This window comes from Bradyrhizobium sp. BR 1433 (assembly GCF_051547665.1).
Classification (GTDB): Bacteria; Pseudomonadota; Alphaproteobacteria; order Rhizobiales; family Xanthobacteraceae; genus Bradyrhizobium; species Bradyrhizobium australafricanum.
Genome location: NZ_JBPUGG010000001.1, coordinates 2,227,960 through 2,247,255, shown reverse-complemented (window position 1 = coordinate 2,247,255; position 19,296 = coordinate 2,227,960). Strand labels below are relative to the sequence as shown.

Annotated in this window: 15 protein-coding genes and 2 pseudogenes; 8 read left to right on the top strand and 9 right to left on the bottom strand. The window is 63.4% G+C overall.

What is annotated here, in order from left to right:
- The first annotated feature begins 5 nt into the window (after window positions 1-5).
- Both ACSKB9_RS11355 and ACSKB9_RS11350 read left to right on the top strand, forming a co-directional pair.
- Complete coding sequence (locus ACSKB9_RS11355) at window positions 6-1,394, top strand: MFS transporter (RefSeq protein WP_438073185.1); 1,389 nt, start codon at window positions 6-8, stop codon at window positions 1,392-1,394.
- Between the two features lie 52 nt (window positions 1,395-1,446).
- Window positions 1,447-2,490 (top strand): CapA family protein, encoded by a 1,044-nt coding sequence (locus ACSKB9_RS11350; RefSeq protein WP_438073183.1) that lies wholly within the window; start codon window positions 1,447-1,449, stop codon window positions 2,488-2,490.
- Window positions 2,491-2,857: 367 nt separating this feature from the next.
- Here ACSKB9_RS11350 and ACSKB9_RS11345 read toward each other — a convergent pair whose 3' ends face one another.
- From ACSKB9_RS11345 to ACSKB9_RS11330, 4 genes are all read right to left on the bottom strand, one after another.
- Entirely contained in the window at window positions 2,858-4,219 is a 1,362-nt protein-coding gene (locus ACSKB9_RS11345) for a N,N-dimethylformamidase beta subunit family domain-containing protein (protein WP_438073181.1), read from the bottom strand.
- Window positions 4,216-4,917, bottom strand: coding sequence for a hypothetical protein (locus ACSKB9_RS11340; RefSeq protein WP_438073179.1), 702 nt, complete (start codon window positions 4,915-4,917; stop codon window positions 4,216-4,218). The genes ACSKB9_RS11345 and ACSKB9_RS11340 overlap by 4 nt, the downstream gene beginning before the upstream one ends.
- 276 nt (window positions 4,918-5,193) lie before the next feature.
- Window positions 5,194-6,177 carry a phosphotransferase enzyme family protein gene (locus ACSKB9_RS11335; protein ID WP_438080162.1) on the bottom strand — a complete coding sequence of 328 codons (984 nt, stop codon included), beginning with the start codon at window positions 6,175-6,177 and terminating at the stop codon, window positions 5,194-5,196.
- Window positions 6,174-6,983 (bottom strand): HAD-IIA family hydrolase, encoded by an 810-nt coding sequence (locus tag ACSKB9_RS11330; protein ID WP_438073177.1) that lies wholly within the window; start codon window positions 6,981-6,983, stop codon window positions 6,174-6,176. The genes ACSKB9_RS11335 and ACSKB9_RS11330 overlap by 4 nt, the downstream gene beginning before the upstream one ends.
- A gap of 341 nt (window positions 6,984-7,324) precedes the next feature.
- On the opposite strand from ACSKB9_RS11330, the pseudogene ACSKB9_RS11325 reads away from it, so the two are divergent.
- From ACSKB9_RS11325 to ACSKB9_RS11310, 4 genes and pseudogenes are all read left to right on the top strand, one after another.
- Window positions 7,325-8,886: pseudogene (locus ACSKB9_RS11325) on the top strand (ABC transporter substrate-binding protein).
- 101 nt (window positions 8,887-8,987) lie between these two features.
- A complete protein-coding gene (locus ACSKB9_RS11320; RefSeq protein ID WP_092083050.1) occupies window positions 8,988-9,968 on the top strand; it encodes an ABC transporter permease in 981 nt (326 codons plus the stop codon).
- A gap of 2 nt (window positions 9,969-9,970) precedes the next feature.
- Window positions 9,971-10,888 (top strand): ABC transporter permease, encoded by a 918-nt coding sequence (locus tag ACSKB9_RS11315; RefSeq protein WP_438073175.1) that lies wholly within the window; start codon window positions 9,971-9,973, stop codon window positions 10,886-10,888.
- 1 nt (window position 10,889) lies between these two features.
- A complete protein-coding gene (locus tag ACSKB9_RS11310) occupies window positions 10,890-12,710 on the top strand; it encodes an ABC transporter ATP-binding protein (protein WP_229158481.1) in 1,821 nt (606 codons plus the stop codon).
- A gap of 4 nt (window positions 12,711-12,714) precedes the next feature.
- Here ACSKB9_RS11310 and ACSKB9_RS11305 read toward each other — a convergent pair whose 3' ends face one another.
- Both ACSKB9_RS11305 and ACSKB9_RS11300 read right to left on the bottom strand, forming a co-directional pair.
- Complete coding sequence (locus ACSKB9_RS11305) at window positions 12,715-13,203, bottom strand: amidase family protein (RefSeq protein ID WP_438073172.1); 489 nt, start codon at window positions 13,201-13,203, stop codon at window positions 12,715-12,717.
- Between the two features lie 55 nt (window positions 13,204-13,258).
- A pseudogene (locus ACSKB9_RS11300) lies at window positions 13,259-14,098 on the bottom strand (amidase family protein); the annotation flags it as partial.
- A gap of 225 nt (window positions 14,099-14,323) precedes the next feature.
- Between ACSKB9_RS11300 and ACSKB9_RS11295 the strand changes: the two are divergent.
- A complete protein-coding gene (locus tag ACSKB9_RS11295) occupies window positions 14,324-15,280 on the top strand; it encodes a phosphotransferase family protein (protein WP_063790183.1) in 957 nt (318 codons plus the stop codon).
- Window positions 15,277-16,233, top strand: a complete 957-nt coding sequence (locus tag ACSKB9_RS11290; protein WP_168856098.1) for a choline/ethanolamine kinase family protein — start codon at window positions 15,277-15,279, stop codon at window positions 16,231-16,233. Before ACSKB9_RS11295 ends, ACSKB9_RS11290 begins: the two co-directional genes overlap by 4 nt.
- A gap of 26 nt (window positions 16,234-16,259) precedes the next feature.
- Here the strand turns inward: ACSKB9_RS11290 and ACSKB9_RS11285 are convergent, their stop codons facing one another.
- The 3 genes from ACSKB9_RS11285 to ACSKB9_RS11275 form a co-directional block, all read right to left on the bottom strand.
- On the bottom strand, window positions 16,260-17,051 hold the full coding sequence (locus ACSKB9_RS11285) for an inositol monophosphatase family protein (RefSeq protein ID WP_438073169.1): 792 nt from the start codon (window positions 17,049-17,051) through the stop codon (window positions 16,260-16,262).
- A 67-nt stretch (window positions 17,052-17,118) separates the two neighbouring features.
- Window positions 17,119-18,150 (bottom strand): helix-turn-helix domain-containing protein, encoded by a 1,032-nt coding sequence (locus tag ACSKB9_RS11280; protein ID WP_057020606.1) that lies wholly within the window; start codon window positions 18,148-18,150, stop codon window positions 17,119-17,121.
- 13 nt (window positions 18,151-18,163) lie between these two features.
- On the bottom strand, window positions 18,164-18,985 hold the full coding sequence (locus tag ACSKB9_RS11275; RefSeq protein WP_092083044.1) for a DeoR/GlpR family DNA-binding transcription regulator: 822 nt from the start codon (window positions 18,983-18,985) through the stop codon (window positions 18,164-18,166).
- Window positions 18,986-19,296: the final 311 nt, after the last annotated feature.

Sequence of the window (19,296 nt, the reverse complement as noted above, 5' to 3'; positions counted from 1 at the left end):
TTTCTATGACCACCCCCGTTAACGCCGCGGGCCGGCTTGACCGGCTCCCGATGGGCGCATTCCAGTGGCGGATTCTCAGCCTGATCGGCCTCGGGATGTTCTTCGACGGTTTCGACAACCAGATGGCCGCCGGCGTGTTGGGCGCCCTCGTTAAGGAGGGCTGGTCGAACATGGAGACCAATGCCCACTACATTTCCATCACCTTTGCCGGCCTCGCCATTGGCGCGCTGATGACGGGGTTGGTCGGTGACCGGTTCGGCCGGCGTTTTGCCTATCAGTTCAATCTTCTGATTTTCGGCAGCATGTGCCTGCTCTCGATGCTCGCGCCCTCGATGACCTGGCTGATGGCGATGCGTTTCTTCATGGGAGTAGGGATCGGCGCAGAATATGTCTGCGGTTACGGCATGATCAGCGAGTTTGTGCCGCCGCAACGGCGCGGTTGGGCGCTTGGCCTGATCAGCGTGGTGTCGATGGCATCGACATTCGCCGTGAATTTTACCGGACTATTCGTCATTCCGGCACTGGGATGGCGGCCGATGTATCTGATCGGCGGTTGCGGCGCATTATGGGTCTGGTTCCTGCGCCGCAAGCTTCCGGAGTCGCCGCGCTGGCTCGAAGCGCGCGGCCGTTATGAAGAAGCCGAAAAGATCATGCAGGATATCGAAGCTGAGGCCTCGAAGGCGGGGCCGCTCTCGCCGGTGACATCAGTGGCCGCGCCTGCGCCGGCCTGGGTACCGATCTCCATCCTGTTCTCGCGCGGCGTCGTCACCCGCACCTTGCTCGCGATGGCGGTTTGCATCACCTGCCTGGTCGGTTCCTACAGCTTCTCCTATTGGGTGCCGACCTTCTTCGTCAAACAGGGGCTGAGTGTCACGAAGTCGCTCAGCTTTGCGACCGTCATGGCGCTGGGCAGTTCGCTCGGGCCGCTGGTCGGCATGCTGACCTCCGACTGGATTGGACGCCGTCGCGGCACCATGTTTGCGGCCTTATGGTGTGGCGTGTTCGCGCTGGCGTATTCGCGGCAGACCGACCCCGCCTGGGTGCTGATCTTTGGCTTCCTGTTGCAGGGCGGCATGAGCCTGATGATCGGCTTCGGTCTCGGCGGCTACACGCCGGAGTTGTTTGCAACCGAATATCGCTTCCGCGGCTCTGGCATCGCCCAAATGACGGGGCGGATTGCTGTCATCGCATCGCCCTACATGGTTGTGTCGCTCTATGACAATTATGGTCTCCCATCAGTGCTCTACGCCATTGCGTCGCTTTATCTGCTGTTAGCGCTTGGTATTCTCTTGTTCGGTATCGAAACCAACCAGCGCTCCCTGGAATCGATCGCGCCAGCGCGCGATGGCGAAGCGGCGGTGACAACATCGCGCTCCGCTGAAAGCGCGGCCTGATCTGGTCGCAATCCCGACACCCACACCAGAGCTCACGAAAAAGGAACTGCACATGGATCAAACGCTGCTCATCTTGGGCGATACCAACATCCAGAACCGCGAAGATCCTTTCAGCGCATTCGTCAATGTGCGTGACATGCTGACATCGGCCGATGTCTTGTTCGGACAGCTGGAAGGCCCGCTTGCCGAGCCCTCGATCGATCCCGCGCGGCCCGATATCCCGCACAAGAAGGGTTGGCGCCATTCGGGCGCCAAGGTAGGTCCGGCGCTCAAGAAGGCGGGCTATGTCGGCGTGAGCTGCGCCAGCAACGTCGCCTATCCCGCGAGCGCCGCCGTCGCCAGCGTCAAGGCGCTGGATTCGGCGGGGATCCTCCACTGTGGCGTTGGCGAAACGCTGGCCGAGGCCAGGAAGCCGGTAATCATCGAGAAGAACGGGGTTCGTTTCGGCTTCTTGAGCTACACATCGGTGTTCTGGCCGAGCGATCACGCCGCGTCAGCCAACAGTCCCGGATGCGCCACCATCAAGGCCCACGCCGCCTATGAGCCGGGCCCGCGCGCGCTGGAGATGCCGGGTGCTGAGCCGATCACGCATACATTCGCAGACGCCGACGAACTCGAGGCCATGCGGGACGATGTCCGCGCTCTGCAGACCAAGGTCGACCTTGTGATCGTTTCATGCCATTGGGGCGTGTCGTCCAAAGAGGAGCCAGTCGCATATCAGCGCGAAATAGCCCGAGCCGCCATCGACGTGGGGGCAGACATGGTGTTCGGCCACCATCCGCATGTGGTCCAGGCCGGCGAAATCTATCAGGGTAAGCCGATCTTCTACAGCCTTGGCAATTTTGCGTTCGACTGGGACGTTATGCGCGGCCGTCATCTCGATGGTCTGGCGCTGCGGTGCTTGATCGCGGGGAAGAAGATCACCGAAATTGAATTACTACCGGTCCGTCGCAACGAGCACAACGATATCTGCGTACATAGTGCAGACACCGGCGCGGGCAAGGACATTCTCGGCCGTTTCGAGCAGCTGAGCAGGAAACTCGGAGACTCAATCGTCTTGTCGAGGGCCACTCACCTGCGGCTTGAGGGTATGTAAGGTCAACGCGGCTGCTGACTTCCCCGAGCCGTTGTTTTGCCGAGCGATATCCAATCAGGGGAGCAAGAGGCCTCGCTCCTGACTGCGAGGAAAGCGCCTGCCGCCTGTCAGACATTCTCCTTGGGCGGAAAAGCCCTGGATCTTCCATGTACCACCGTATCGCACTCACCATGCGATGCTAGTCGCCTTTGTGAACTTGCGCGCGAACGAAAAAGAAGCACGCATCTGTGCGGTCGCCGCGCTGGGGGACAACGAGTATCCAGTAAGATGTTGATCTTCTTGCACTCAAACCTGCAACCAGAACGTATGAGTGGCCGAACGAGGGTCGTTGACCTTTCGTCTCAGGGGCGAAGTCGCACTGACGGTCTCATGCTCCGAGCACCGGCCCCTTGCCGGTGAAGGCCCTGAGTATATTCGCCGTCAGGCGCGAAAGACCGTTGTCGCAGCCGTTCCAGGCCAGGGCGCCGGCATAGGCGATGGAGCCGACCGAAAACACCCAGCCGCCTCCATCGATCGGAAACAGGACCATGTCCGATCTCACCACGTCAGGCCGCTGTGCGCCTCCCTGATCCGGGAGCGAAAGAGTGAGATCCTCGATGACGAGCTGATACTCGTTGCCAAGCCCGGTCGAAGTCCCGAGCACATAGGCATGCTCGGGACTTCCGAGCGTAACGTCGTACCTGTCGACCTCGTCTCCCACCGCTCCACCCAGCACATAGCCGTAATCGCCGACGATTTCCTCAGTGATGCCGTCGAACAATTTCGCGGCGGGCGAATTGTAGCTCGCCTCCAGACGCCGATAGCCGCAGCCCTTCGACCATCCCTCCGATGCGAAGCCCACGCCCAGCATCTTGTTCGGGGCGCGGCCGCGCGTGCGCCAGATGCCGCCGGCTTCAGTCGTCGCAACATGGGTCCGTTCGCCATAGGGGGCATCCCAGCAGCGCGTGCCGCTGTTGTCGCGGCGCACCTCGATGATCCAGGGCTTTGCACCGAGCCGGCTCGTTACCCAGTAGAAACCGTTGCCGCCAAGATACATGACCCGTCCGCCGTCATGCAGGTATCCGTCGAGGATATCGAGGCCGGTTCGTGTCCAGTATTCCGGGTGCGAGCCCGTGACGATCGCCGCGTACCGGTCGGCCAGGTTGCGGCCGCCACGTTCGAAATCCTCGTCGGTTGCGACATGATATTTGATGCCGAGGTGCTCCAGCCATTCGACGATGTACATGTCGACGGGAAAGTGACGGTACGAGCCCGTTAGCCAGTTCGGAAAACCAGGACGGACGTTGAACAGCGGCCGTCTGCGGCCCGAATAGCGAACCGGCGTTCCATCGGCATGGGTATCGTAGCAGGAGCGGCCCGGCTCCGGATGTGAGAACAGGTACTGTTCGTCCTCGGGCACCACCTTGTCATGAGGCATCACCGATGAGAAATCGAGCGAAGCCAGGTGGTCGTTCGCATAGGCCAGATAGGTGTTGGTCGGCACCAGGAACAGAACGGGTGCCGAGGTGCCCAGGACCGGTCTGACAAACAGCGGAAAATGATTGCGGCGTCCGCCGGCCTCGAGCCGAACTGCGTAGACTCCGCTTTGAAGGTCCTCCGGCAGGCGGAATTCGAGATTATACCTCCAGCCGGCATCCACCATGTCGTCGTCGTGGAATTGCAGCGCACAGTACTGCTCGGGAACTTCGACGAAGGAGTTGCTTCGCCCGTCCCAGTTACGTCCGGTCACACCGCGCTCGACGCCGTTGACAAGGTGCCCCTGTTCGCCTCCAGCGTCCGGCTCAATCGTCTCCGACGCGAAGTCCCTGCCGAGTTTCCATGCTGCCCATGCCGGCTGCGTGGGAGTCTTCCCGCGTGCCATGCGGCGATCATCTCGGCGGATGGCTTCGCGAGGTACAGCGTTGGCGAGTTGATCTTGCCATTATATGGCTCCAGCGGCGACCCGGACCGGCCGATGCCGGCCGCCGCGAGCAGGAGCGTCGCCGCATTTGCCGTCGCGCCGGTTGCCGCGCGGAGCGTGCGTTGTGCCCCAACCTTGGCATCAAGACGCCTGAGGTCGATGCAGACCTCGCCGTCGCCGATGGTAGTCAGGATCGAATACCAGTGTTTGGCGATGATCGCATCCGGCAAGACCGCGAGCGTTGCGCTGCCCATTCGAAGCGTAAGACCGCCTGAGATGATGACGAGCGCGACGTCGCCAATCGACCAGATGGCCTGGGGCGCGCTCCGCTCGGGGACGGTCGGCCATGCCCAGCAATGGACGCTGATCGCCGCATCGTTGATCGGTGAGGGAAGCGGAAATTCGGCGTGCGAGCCGACCACCGTGGATTGCACGCCGCCGGAAACGGTGCGGTCGAGCACCGACGAGAAATCGACCACCTTGCCCTCGATCGCTTCGTCGCGCCCGGGACCCGAGACCAGTCGCACGAGGCTTGCGCGGACGGTGGCGTGCGGCGTGCTGATCGCGAGCCGGACGACATCGCCGGGCTCGCAGGACCAATCCTCGAAATAAGCCTGGATATCCATCTGACACCGCCCACGCTCGCTGGTTAAGTCCGCTTCGGACGCGCAATGTCCGAGCGCGCGCCCATCATTCGCGGATCAAAGCCGGCGGGGAAACATCTGTTGCGGCATTCTGGAGTCCGGGAGCAACAACACTGGAGAAAAGGACAGGCGCGCCGCGGCTGGTCCCGAAAGTCCGCGTCACAATCCGCGCAGGAACCGGTCGCCGAGCGCGACCGTTCCGTCGGTGTAGCCCGTACCCAGGCGTCGTGCGGTTTCGGTGTCCGAATGCGAAGCGAGCCAGGCCGTCAGCAGCATGCGCCTGAGCATCACGAACGCAGGCAGCATGGCCTCGTCGTCGCGCGAGACCGGTGCGACGGTCCGGTATCCCGCAAGCCACGACTGCTGGAGCAGGTCCATCACCGGCTCGTGCTCGATGAAGCTGACGGCCGCGGCGAAGTCATAGAAGAACCACGAGAAGCCGCAATCGTCGAAGTCGATGACGCCGAGCCGGTCGCCTTCGACGAGCAGGTTGGCGAGGCGGAGGTCGGCGTGAACGAGGCCAAACCGCTGCTCGCCCCGTCCGTAAGCCTCGACGCGCCGTTCAAGCTCGTCGGCGACCCTCTGCAGCAGCCTGCGGCCATCGTCGCGCAGGCCAAGACCGGCGCGCCAGTCACCCCATAGTGGCCGGCGGCCCAGCATGGCATCGAAATCCCAGACCTTGCGCTGGAACGTTGATGGCATTGTCCATCGGCGGCTGTGCGCGTGAAGTCGCGCGCTGGTCGCGCCGAGCTTGCCGAACCAGGTGGCCAGATCGTCCGAGGCATCCGGCTCCTTGCCGCTGAGGAATTCGAATGCAACGACGTGTCGTGTCGCGCCACTCAGGGGAATGGGACATAACAGGTGTCCCTCCCGATCGGCGACCGGGCGCGGCGTGAGCACCACGTTGTCTGCGATCACGGCGTCGATCCAAGCGAGCTCGGACGCAATCTCGTCAGGTGAGTGATAGCCGGGCCGCTGCACGCGCAACACGAGTTTTTGCCGAGCGGCCGGATCTTGCGCGAGAAAGGTGGTGTTCTCGGAATGGTTGAGAAAGGCGAGCGTCGATTGCGATGATAGTCCCCAGCGCGGCAGGCTCGCGGCAAGAGAGGTCTGCATGCTCTCGATGAGGCCGGGAGTCATCATCGCGGCCAACCGACCGTCTCGGGGTCCGCGAGGTCAAGAAGGCTCGCGATGATGCGATCGGGAACGACGTCCGCCACCGCATTGAAAGGGACGTCGCTGGCGAGCAGGATCGACCGCATGCCGGCGGCCTTTCCTGCTGTGATATCGGTGCCGATCTGGTCGCCGACCATGACGGTCTCATGCCGGGCGGTGCCGAGATGCGCCAGCGCCTGTTCGATCAGGAACGATTGCGGCTTGCCTAGCACGATCGGCTTCGTATTGGGAACGGCCGCTGCAACCGCGGCCGTGATCACGCCGACGCAGGGATCGTAGCCGTCATGAACCGGCGTCAGGACATCGGGATTGGTGGCGATGACGGTTGCGCCGGCGAGTGCGGCCCTGACCGCGGTGCGCAGCTTGGCGTAGTCGAGCGTGGCATCGAAGCCGAGCACGACGATCTTGGGCTTGACGTCGGTCAGGTGATAGCCAATGTCCTCGATCGCCTCGAGCAGTGGTCGTTCGCCGATCGCAAACACGGGCGTGGTGCGCGGCCAGCGCCGTTCGAGCAGGGACGTGACCGCCGAAATCGTCGTGAAGACCTGTGACGGTTCGGCCGGAATGCCGATGCGGCTCAGCTTGGCGGCAAATTGCGCGGCGGATTTCGTCGAATTGTTGGTGACGAACGCATAGGGCAGGCCCCGCTCGCTCCATCCGCGAAACGCCTTGACGGAGTTGTCGATCGGAGTGTCGCCGCGATAGGCGACGCCGTCGAGATCCGAGATGACGCCGCGAATGGGATGGTTGGCCGGAGCAATGCGCTGTTCCAATGCTGGGATTCCGTTCAGTTCCGCGAGCGTGATCATATGGTTGCCTGCATGGCGTTGCTGCTCTGTGCATCCATGATTTGTGTGCTGCACATTGGAAGGGCGTCCTTGCCTTGCCGGTGTGCGCCATGCTTCCGGGAGCGGAAAATCTCCGTGCGCGACTGCGGCGCCCCGGGAGTGTCAGCAACGGAATCGTGGAGCAGCAGGAATCGGGCGATTGCGGCCTTTGGTCTAGGCTTTGCAGGCGTGAAAGCCACGATTTGTGCAAGACGATCGAAACGGCTGAGTGCCTTGCGGCCTCGAGAGCAGTTTCAGCGTTGCCGAAATCATCGAGGGATTACCATATGATCAACCGCAGAGACTTGATGTTAGGGGGATTGGCCGGGGCCGCGGCGTTCGGCTTCGGCGGGTCAATCCCGACTTTCTTGTGAATTCCGCCTTTGCCGCCGAAGGCAAGACACTGCGCTTTCTCGGCGCGGAAGCGCTGACCGGCAACTGGGACCCAACCACCCATACCAATCTCGGCCAGCTCATCGTCGAGGGCTTCGTGTTCGGCTACCTGACGCGGGCGCCGATGCGGCCGGAGAAGCCGGACGAGCTGATCTTCGAGCTGGCTGAATCGATGAAGCCCATCGACACCTATACGATGGAGGTGAAACTCAGGAAGGGCGTCAAATTTCATGACGGAACCCCGTTCACAGCGGCCGACGTCAAGGCGACCTATGAATATGGCTGCCAACCCGATCGTCCGGCGCAGTGGTACCCCGGTCTCGTCACCGTCGACGTCGTCGACGACTACACCTGCCACATCAACACGAAGGTGCAGGGCTATCCGGCGACGCTCTACTACTACCTGTCGTCCTTCCTGCCGATCATGTCGGCCAAGGACGTTGCCAATAAGGCGCAGCTCTCGGCGCGCATGAACGGCACGGGCCCCTACAAATATGTCGAGCAGAAAGGCGACACCACCGTTCTCGCCGCCAATCCCGACTTCTTCCTCGGCGCAGCGAAGATCCCGGGTGTCGAGTATCACTTCGTCGGTGACACCACGACGCGCACGCTGTCGCTGTTGAACGGCGAGGCCGATATCATCGAGCGGCTCGAACAGGAGCAGGTCGAGACCATCTCGAAGGATGCCCGCTTCAGCATCCACAAGGCGGTTTCGGTCGAGAACAAATACCTGTTCTTCCGCTGCTCGAAGAAGCCGTTCGACGATCCGCGCATTCGCCTCGCCGCATGCTACTCGATCGACCGCAAGCAGGTGCTCGACGTGCTCGGCGTCTCCGGCATCTATTCCAAGGCGCACATCTCGCCGGTCAAGTTCGGCTATGCCGAGGTGGCCGACTATCCTGAATTCGATCCGGACAAGGCGCAGAAGCTGCTCGCGGAGGCCGGCTTCCCCAAAGGCCAGGGCCTGCCCGAGCTCACCTATTACACGTCGGTTGGCTTCTATCCGAAGACGAAGGAATATGCCGAGTTGATTACCGGTATGCTCCAGGAGCAGGGGTTCAAGGTCAATCTGCAGACGCTCGAAGTCGCGGCGTGGGGTAATTTGCTTTACGACAAGCCCGGCGGCGGTGAGGGCAACATGATCGACTGCGGCTGGTGCACCGGCTCGCCCGAGCCGGATCTCGTCCTGCGCACCCACTTCCACTCCTCCTCCAAGCGCATCACCGGCATCGTCGACAAGGACATCGACGCGGTGCTGGACAAGGAGCGCAACGCCACGACAATCGAGGAGCGCAAGAAGATCCTGCAGACCGAGACGCTGCCGACCATCGCCAAGAAGGCCCCGGCGCTCGCGTTGTTCACCTCGGTCTTCATCCATGCCTACAGCAAGAAGCTGGATGGTCTGTACATCTATCCGAACGGCATGCAGGACATGACCAAGGCAACATTGGCATGATGATTGCTCGGCAGGCCGGGTACGCCCGGCCTGCCGGTTCGCGAACGCAGGCCGGACTGGTCGGGTCTGGTCCTCATGAATTGCAAGGGTAGCTCTTCTCGATGTTGATCCTGGAATTCCTGGTCAAGCGGATCGCGCAGGGCATCCTGATCGTCTTCATCACGTCGTTGATCATCTTCACGCTGCTGCGCGTGGTGCCGGGCGATCCCGTGCGCCTGATCGTCGGCGGCATGGCGCCGGCCGACGTGGTCGAGAAGGTCGCGACCAAGATGGGGCTGCGCGACCCCATCATCGTGCAATATGGTCGGTACATGCGCGGGCTGGTACAGGGCGATCTCGGGCAATCCTATTTGCGGCCGCGCAGCGGCATGATCGCGACCGGCGGGCAGTATGTTGACCCGACCAAGTCGGATATGGCGCCGGTGATCGATCTCATCCTCGAACGCCTGCCGTTCACGCTGCAACTGGGCGGAATGGCGCTCGTGTTCGCGCTGCTGCTGTCGTTTCCGATCGGCATCGCGGGCGGGCTGCACCAGCATCGCTGGCAGAATGCGTTGGCGTTCGGAATGCAGTCGCTGTTCGTCTCGATTCCGAATTTCTGGCTCGCGATCGTTCTGATCCTGTTTCTGTCGGTGAAGCTGAAGCTGCTGCCGGCGCTCGGTTACCAGGGATTTTCCTATGTCATCCTGCCGGCCTTCGTGCTCGCGGTGGAGATCGCCCCCTTCATCATCCGCACGCTGACGACCTCGCTCGGCGAGGTCATGCAAGCGCCGTTCATCGATGAGGCGCGGGTGCGCGGCCTGTCTCGCCGCCGCATCGTCTATTCGCACGCCTTGCGCAACGCGGCAGTGCCGCTAGTCAACCTGCTCGGGATCCAGCTTTCGACGCTGATCGGCGGCGTTCTCGTGATCGAATACATTTTCGACTATCCTGGCCTCGGCAATCTGACCGTGGTCTCTGTCGTCGGGCGCGACTTTCCGGTCATCCAGGGCATCGCCATCACGACCAGCGCCGTCTTTGTCTTCATCAATATCATCGTGGATTTGGTCGCCTATCTGGTCGATCCCCGCGTGGAGATCTGAGCATGACGGCCACCACGATCATCGCCGAGGAGCCCGCCTTGCCGGCGGCCCCAATCCGTTCCGTCAACCGCCGCATCATGGCCGCCGCCTGGCGCATGCCGAGCTTCAAGATCGGTTTCTTCATCTTCATGGCGCTGGTGCTGGCCTCGGCCATCTATCCCGAGGTGTCCTCGATCAGTGCGACCAAGATGGTGGTGAAGGACAAGTTCATGTCGCCGGTCTTTCTCAGCGACAAATGGACCTGGGATCATCCGCTGGGTACGGATCAGCTCGGCCGCGACATGCTGATGCGCAGCCTGATCGGCCTGCGCTATTCGCTGCTGGTCGGCGTCGTCACGGTCCTGCTCATCTTTGTCATCGGCTGCGGCCTTGGCCTGTTCGCCGGCTTCAAGGGCAAATGGTGGGACACCGTCATCATGCGGATCACCGATGCCCAATTGTCGATTCCGATGATCATCCTGGCGATCACCATTCTCGGCGTGTCGCGGCCGACGGTGCCGACCATCATAATCGTGCTGGCGCTGTCCGGCTGGCCGCTCTACGCGCGCGTGGCGCGCAGCGCCGCGGTCACCGAGCGCGGCAAGGAATATGTCCGCGGCCTGCGCGTGCTCGGCGCCGGGGACTGGCGGATCCTGTTTCTGTTCGCCGCGCCGAACATCCTGCCGCCGATCGCATTCGTCGCCGTGCTCGACGTCGCACGCATGATGATCTTCGAAGCGATCCTCGGCTTCCTGGGGCTTGGCATCCAGCCGCCGACGCCGAGCTTCGGCAGCATCATCGCCAACTCCCGCAAATACCTGATCAATGCCTGGTGGATCGCGACCACGCCGGGCGTGTTCCTGGCTATCGCGCTTACCTCGATCAACCTGATGGGGTCGGCGCTCGAGAAGGCGCGCAACCGCATCTATGGGGGTCTCTGAGATGGATCTCTCGCTCATTCTGGAGGTTGACGACCTCACGGTCGGCGCTTCGGCGCCGGGCGCCGCGCCGATCCTCGATCACATCTCCTTCCGCCTCAACACGTCGGAGATCTTCGGCATCTATGGCGAAAGCGGCGCCGGCAAAACCGTGCTCAGCCGCGCATTGGCGAACTGGCTGCCGGAAAGTCTGGCGTATCGCTCCGGACGGGTCACGTTCGCCGGCCACGACATTCTCGGCGCCGGGGCGCGCGAGGTGCGGATCGGCCGCGACATCGCCTATATCGGCTCCAAGCCGCAAAGCTCGCTCGATCCGACGATACCGGTCGGGACCCAGATCGCGGAAAAGCTGCACAGCGTCAGGCCCGAATGGAATCCGCGCGAATGCCGCGAGCGGGTCGTGCAGCTCCTCGGCGAGGTCCGGATTCCATCGCCGAAGGAGCGCTATTGGGACTACCCGGCAAAATTTTCCGGCGGCATGATGCAGCGCGCGATGATCGTGGACGCGATCTGCGCCGAGCCCGCCGTCCTGATCGCCGACAACATTACCCAGCCGCTCGATGTCACCATCGCGGCACAGATCGTGGCGCTGCTCCACGACCTCTGCCTGCGCCACAGGATGGCGACAATCTATCTGTCGTCTTCCTTGCCCACGCTCGGCCAGTTCGGCGACCGCACGGCCGTGCTCCATCAGGGCCGGTTCGTCGAGCAGCAAGCGTTTGCCGGCCTGCTCGCCTCGCCACAGACCGACTACACGCGCAAGGCCATTGCCAGTGTGCCGCGCATGTGGGCGACCACCGAGGGCCCGCTGGCCCGCCGCAAGGCGCAAGACGAAGTGCCGCTGATGAAGGTGGAGCACGTTGTTCGGACCTATCGCGCGCGCAAGCGGGGGACGTTCAATACCTACAGCAACGTGCAGGCGGTGCGCGGCGTAACGCTCGACATCATGCCGCGCGAGAATTTCGGCATCGTCGGGGAATCCGGCTGCGGGAAGTCGACCCTCACGCGCCTGCTGGCCTGGCTGGAGGTTCCCGACAACGGCAGCATCGTCCTCAACGGCACGTCGCTCGGGGCGTTGTCGCCGCGCGAGCTGATCCGCACCCGCAGCGAATTCCAGCTGCTGCTGCAGGATCCGTACAACGCGCTGCCTCCGCGCACCACCGTCGGCCGCATGATCGAGGAGAGCCTGCTGATCCGCGGCAATGTCGCCCGCGCGGACCTGCGCAGCCGGGTCATCGCAGCGATGGCCGAGGTCGGTCTTGCCGCCGAGCTCTATGACCAGCTCCCGAACACGCTCTCCACCGGCGAGCGCCAGCGCATCTCGATCGCGCGTGCCCTGATCCTCGATCCCAAGCTGCTGATCCTCGACGAAACCTTGTCCGCGCTGGATCAACGCGAGCAGTCAAGGCTGATCGACCTGTTCTCGAAGCTGCAGGAGAAGAACGACCTCACCTATGTCTTCATCTCCCATGATCTCGCAATGGTGCGCAGGGTCTGCACGCGCATCGCCGTGATGTATCTCGGTGAGATGGTCGAGATCGCCGACAACCGCGAGCTGTTCTTCGATCCCCAGCATCCCTACACCAAGGCATTGCTCTCGGCCGCCCCGACGCTGGAGGAGAAGCCGTTCAACCCGGCGGACTTCTTGCTGGAGGGCGAGCCGCCGAGCCCGATCGATATCCCGGCGGGATGCAGCTTTGCCTCGCGCTGCCCGAAGGCGTTCGGCCGCTGCCGGCTGGAGACGCCGAAGCTGGTCGAACACGCGCCGGGGCGTTTCGCCGCCTGCCACCTTCTCGACGGCGAGCCGGCGCAGGCCGCGGCCTGAGCGCTCAGGGCCGTGGCTTGAAGGGCCAGTCCATCGCGAACGAGCGCATGTCCTCCAGCGCCTTGGTCACCTGCAGGACGCCGAGATCGTCGAAGCGGTGCCCGGTCACTTGGACGCCGATCGGCAGATGGCGGGAATCGAATGCCATGCAGACGGTGGAGGCGGGCTGGCAGGTCTGGTTGAACATGGCGGTGAACAGCGTGTGCGCGAGCGGCATCTCACGCGACACGCCGGGCTCCTCGGCCGGGAAATTCACCACCGGCAGCGTCGGGGCGATGACATAGTCCCAGCCCTCGAAGGCCGCGAGCAGCGCCGCCTTCATCTTGGCGATCTGGCCCAGCGCCCGGTAGAGGTCGGCGCCCGAATGTTTCGCCCCGCCAAGGCACCATGCGCGAACGTAGGGATTGATGTCGCGTGCGGTGTCGCCATGCGGCGGCAGCGATGCATATCTCGAGATAGCCGCGCACCTGGAGGAACAGGTCGATCGGCGCATAGGCGTCGTCGGTGAGCGGAGAGGTGAACGGCTCGACGATCGCGCCGGCGCCGGCGAGCAGCTTGCCGGCCGCATCGACCGCGCTGCGAACCGTAGCTTCGGGCTTCATGCCGAAGCCCATGTCGGTGAGGACGCCGATCTTCAGTCCCTTCACGTCGCGCTTCAGATGCTCGTGATAGCGCACGCCATCGGCGGGCAGGCTCCAGGTGTCGCGCTCGTCCTGCCGCGTCAGCACGGTCAGCAGGCGCGCGATATCATCCACGCTGCGACCCATCGGGCCTGCCATGCGCATGGTGTCGGCCGGCAAATGCGGCACACGGCCATGGGTCGGCTTCAGTCCGGCCAGTCCGCAATGGGCGGCCGGAAGGCGGACCGAGCCCGCGATATCCGTGCCGACGGAAACATAGCCGGCGCCAGCGGCGACGGAGGCGCCTGCGCCGGCCGACGAGCCGCCGGTATTCCAGGCGAGCCCCCAAGGGTTGCGGGTAACGCCGTGCAGCGAGCTGATGCCCGACGCCATCAGGCCGCAATCCGGCATCGTGGTCTTGGCAAAGATCACCGCGCCGGCCTCGCGGAGCGCGATCGCCGGCGGCGAATCGTAGTTGGACGGCGGCAGGGCACGGTTGGCGCCGATGCCGTGAAAATAGGGCCAGCCGATCATGGCGACGCTGTCCTTGACCGTCATGGGGACGCCGTCGAGCGGACCCAGCGCGGCTCCCGCCTTCCATCGCGCTTCCGAGCCTTGCGCGCTTGCGATGGCTTGCTCCGGACGGAAGCAGAACAGCGCATTGATCGCGGGATCGACCGCCTCGGCATGGCCGAGCACGGTTCGCAACACCTCCACCGGCGACAATGCGCGCGATGCGTAGGCCTCCGTCAGCCCCGCAAGGCTCATCCCGATCAGTTCCGCAGCAGACATCTTGGCCTCGACAAATGGCGTTCTGGATCAGTGTCCGGATAGCGAAAGTCGCCCCTGTCGGGGTAGTGCCGCTGCCGTAAGGGCATGATTTGGTGGAGTGCGAGGCATCCCTTTTGCATCTGTCTTGATCGAATTTGTCATCAAACCGGGAGGCCCGCGATAGGCGGGCCGAACGACATCCGCGAGAGATCAGAAGTCGTCATGAGCCAATCTGGAACGCAAATCGCCACGGTCCGGAACTACATTGCCGGGCTCCCGGGATGGGGGACGGGCGATATCGTGATCGAGCCCGCCATTCCGGTCCTCGCCTCGCCAAGCTGGCGCGGGGTCGACGGCGCTCCCTGGCGCGCCACTAGGAACGGAAGCGGCGAGAGCATCTTCATCAAGAACATGGATGTGGATGCCAAGCTCTACATCGACGTTGCCTGCGCGTTCGAAGCGGCCCGGCGCGCATCCGATCTCGGTATCGGTCCCAAGGTGCTTGCGGCGGATCCGGACGCGGGACTTCTGGTCATGGAAGATCTCAACCGTGGCTGGCGGGTCGGCACGCTGGAGCGGATGCTGGAGCCGAAGATCGTCGACGCGGTCATCGCGGCGCGGCGCCTGTTCCAGGCAGGGGCGCCTCTGCCGCGGCGCATGGGAGTCTTCGACGAGATCGAGCATTTCTACGAGGCGGCAAAGGCCGCGAAGGCGCAACTGCCGTCTGATGCGGAATGGCTGGTCAAGGAGCTGCGTTTTGCGGCCGATGCCTTGAGGAAACTCGACATCAAACCGGTGCCAATCCATGGCGATGGCAATGTCTCGAACATTCTGATCAGCGACACCGGCGAGGTTCGCCTGATCGATTGGGATCGCGCCACGACGGCCGACCCGCTGGAGGACCTCGGCAGCTTCCTCGTCGAAGCCTTCGCGCAGGAGCCGGAGGCGCGCGACGCCTTCAGCCGCAACGCCGGCGGATTCGACGAGCGCGCATTCAGCCGCGCCCGCATCTACGGCATGGCGGATGATCTGCGCTGGGGCCTGATCGGCGCCGTGCTCGCCGCGCGGTCGGCGCGCAACACCTTTGAGTTTTACAAGTTCGCCAGCTGGCGCTTCGTACGTTGCCGCATGACGGTCCGGGAGCCGCGCTTTGGCGAGATGCTTCGGAGGATCGCATGACTGTCCGCAGGAAGCTCGGCGAGGGAGCGACAGTCCACGAGCGCAATATCGAGGCAGCGATCGCCCGCGTGCCGCAATGGCACGGCAAGGGGGCGGCCTATACCCCGCTGGTCGGCGGCCTCATGAATCAGAACTGGCTGGTCGAGATATCCGGCGATGGACGGCGCTACTTCATCAAGGTGCCCGGCGAGGGCTCGGAGATGTTCATCGATCGCGTGACCGCCAACGAGGCTGCGCGCAATGCCCACGCCATGGGCGTTGCGCCCGAGGTGATCTTTTTCGACGCCACGGACGGGCTCGAGATCAGCGAGTTCCTCGAAGGCTATCGCGCCTGCACCAATGCCGATTTCGGCGATGCCGCCATCCAGGCCGACGTTCTCGACCTTTACCGCCGCCTGCATGCCGGCCCGAAGCTCGGCCAGACCAAGACCATCTTCGACATGATCGAGGAACATATCGAGCAGGGCAGGGAGCTCGGCGCGCATTTCCCGCAGGACATGCCCTGGCTGATGCATCGCTACAATCAGGCCAAGTCGGCGTTCCTGGCGTCGGGTCTCGATCTCGTGCCGTGCTTCAACGATCCGATGCCGGGCAATTTCCTGATCTCGGCGGAATCAGGCGCCCCAAGGCCGATGAAGCTGATCGACTATGAGTTCGCATCCAACAACGAGCGTAGCTATGAGCTCGGCGTCCTGTTCGCCGAGATGTTCTTTGACGAGCATCTGACGGAGGCCCTGATCGAGCAATATCTGGGCGAGGTGCGGCCGCAGATGGTCGCGCGCGTGATACTCAACCGAGCGCTCGCCGACCTGAAATGGGCGTCATGGGCGGTCGTGAACAGGAAGCTCAAGGACTGGGATTTCGACTATCAGAAGTACGGCGTCTGGAAATACATGCGTGCCCGCGACGTGATGTACGATCCCCGCTGGGATGGCTGGTTGCGGCTCGTCTGAGCCGCGCGACAGGAGGGCTTCCGCAGTTATTGATTGAGGATCGCGAGCGCCTGCTCGAGCAGGCTGTCGTTCGCGGCCGCGATGATCCGGCCATCGGATTCCGGCGACAGCGGCCGCCCCTGCCAGTCGCGGACGATGCCGCCAGCGCCCTCGATCACCGGAATCAGCGGCATGAAGTCGAACGACTTGAGGGAGGCTTCGACCACGAGATCGCAGTGGCCGGATGCGAGCAGGCCATATTGGTAGCAGTCGCCGCCAAATCGCCGGAACATGGCCTTCTGGCTGAGCGCATCGTAGCGGGCCCAGTCGCTCGGCGTGAAGAAGTCCGGCGATGACGTGTAGATCTGCGCGTCTTCCAGTCGCGTGGTGCGGCTCACCCTTGCCAGCTTGCCGTTGAAGGTGGTGCCTTGCCGGGTGCCGTACCACCGCTCGGCCAGCGCGGGCATATCGATCATGCCGGCGGTGATCGATCCATCTCTCTCGTCGGCGAGCGCGACGAGCGTGCCGAACAGCGGCATGCCGGAGATAAAGCTCTTCGTTCCGTCGATCGGATCGAGATACCACGTGTAGCGGTCCCCGGCCGTCGATCCCATCTCCTCGCCGAGGATGCCGTGATCGGGGAAGCGCGAACCGATCAGCTGCCGTAGCTCCATTTCGATCGCACGATCGGCGATCGTGACCGGCGTCAGGTCCTGCTTGCGCTCGAAATCGACGCGGGAACGGAAGTGCGTCACGGCGATCCGTCCGGCCACGTCGGCAAGCTCATTGAAGAACGAAGCGAGCTCGCTTGCGGATAATCTGTCTTGAATGTCGTCCAATGGTCGCTCCGGGCGGGAGGCGCGCCGACGTCGCGGGACGCACGACGCCTTGCCTTGGGATGGGGCGTTACGCGGTCTCGTGGACCGACTGCTTGTCGATCTCCCAATAGGGGGAGTCGAATCCGTTGCGCCGCGCCACTCGGGCGGCAGGGCTCCTCGGCTGCGGCGAGCGCACGCCAGCGGCCGGCTGCGGCGCCGACACGGGCGCCTGGCGAACGTCGCGCGGCGCCACCTTGAAGTGCCGGCTGAAGCAGCGGGAGAAATGCGACACGTTCTTGAAGCCGACTTCGTAGGCGACCTCCGAGACGGTCCGCCGGCCCTTCGGATCGGCGACTAGGATTTCATACGCCCGCTGCAGCCGCTTGGTCTGGACGAACTGGCTGACCGTGGTCTCGTTGTCGTTGAACAGGCTGTACAAATAACTGAGCGAGATGCGGCTCGACGCCGCGATCTTCTTCGGCGACAACGACTGGTCACCGAGATGGCTCTCGATGAAGTCGACGATCCGGCGGCGCAGGTGATAGCGCGCGTTGCGCACATCGGTTGCGGCGCCGCGATCCTCCGATCCGATGGTCAGCGCGACGAAGCTGATCATTTCGGTCGCGAGCGCCTGGGGGTTCGGCGGCGGTGAGGCGACGAACAGTTCGGCCACGCTGCGGATCATGCCCGCCAGCAGGTGCGTCATCTGTTCGTTTGGCTTGAAGCGGCGACTGATGTGATCTTCAACCGAGACGAGCCGGCCGCGCAGCTCGGCGGCCGGAATCCGCAACATCAGGAAGCGCGCGGTCTTGTCAGACGACAATTCGTAGAAGGCGAGCTCGCTGAGCAGGACATACTCGCCGGGACGTGCGATCCCGATACGGCTGTCCTGGCTGAATGCGACGCATCCAGTCTGCGGAAACACCAGCACATAGGCGGCATCATGGATGCAGGCAACGCGTTCCCAGTTGCGGGCAAAGGCGTGGTCCGGCCCGACGAGTTCGAGATCGAGGCGTCCGATCCGGGTCCGCCAATCCTGCGTGGGACCGGGGCCCTTGTCGTTGCCAGCATGAAGGCCGGTGTGTTCCTCGCGGGAAGCAACAGATGTCAGGCGTGCCATGGCTGGGCCTTTCTCAGGGTTGCGCAACGATGATCTCCGTTCCGGCTTCACGGAGAGCGGTTGCCAGAGCTCCCTCTGGCTGCCGATCGGTAACCAGGCGATCGATATCGGTCCAATGTGCGAAGACGGTGAGCGCACGCTGGTCGAATTTGCCGTGATCGGCCACCAGGATGGCTTCTGCGGCGCGCTTGGCCATCGCGCCATAGATGGCACCGGCCTCATCGTCGGCATCATTCGCGCCGCGCGCGCTGATGCCGGTCGCGCTCACGATGGCGCGGTTGGCCTCATAGCTGTTGATGTTCGCGATCGTCTGCGTGCCGAACACATAACCTTCGGTGGGGTGATAGCGGCCGGGACAGCAGAGCACGCGGATCGACGGATTGACGGCTAGCGCGGCCGCAATGGCGTAATCATGGGTGATCACGGTGATGTCGTGCGCGCGTGAGGCCAGCCGTCGCGCGATGTGAAACGTGGTCGCGCCCGCGCCGAGCATCAACACCTCGTTCGGCAGGATCAGGTCGGCGATCACCGCGGCCATCGCCTCGCGCTCGGCGATCATGATCGCCTTGCGATCGGTCAGCGCCGGCTCGAGCGCGAAGGGACGGGACGCCCCGCCATAGGTGCGGTTGATGAGCTTCTGCTCCTGAAGCTCCATCAGATCGCGCCGGATGGTCTCGCCGGAGACGCCGAGCACGGCGGCGAGCTCGGAAGCCCGCAGCGTCGGCGCGGCGGTGAGTTGCGAGATGATGTGCTTGTGGCGCGCGAGCTTCGAGAGGCGGTCGCCGTCGGCCTTTCGTGGCCGCTTGTCGGCCGCAGCAGGGGCGTCACTCGTCATTCCGCTGTCTCTCCGGCTGCAAACCTCTCCAGCGTCCGTGCCATGATCGTTCCCCAAGTGATGTTGTGAGTCCACATCAATTGTGTGGCATATTCCTCATTTTTTGGGCGCCGTGCTGCCTATGGAATTCGCAAAGGAATCATGGCGATCACATAAGGCACTGAAATATATGAAGTATGGCTTTGGAATGCGGAGCGCATGTCTGACGTTCTGGTGTCTCTTGCCTGCAATCTGCTTTTCAGTTGTGGGGATTCGCACATAGATCCAAGGTCGCGGTGGAACGGCTGGGGAATGATCGCCGCAGGGGACGG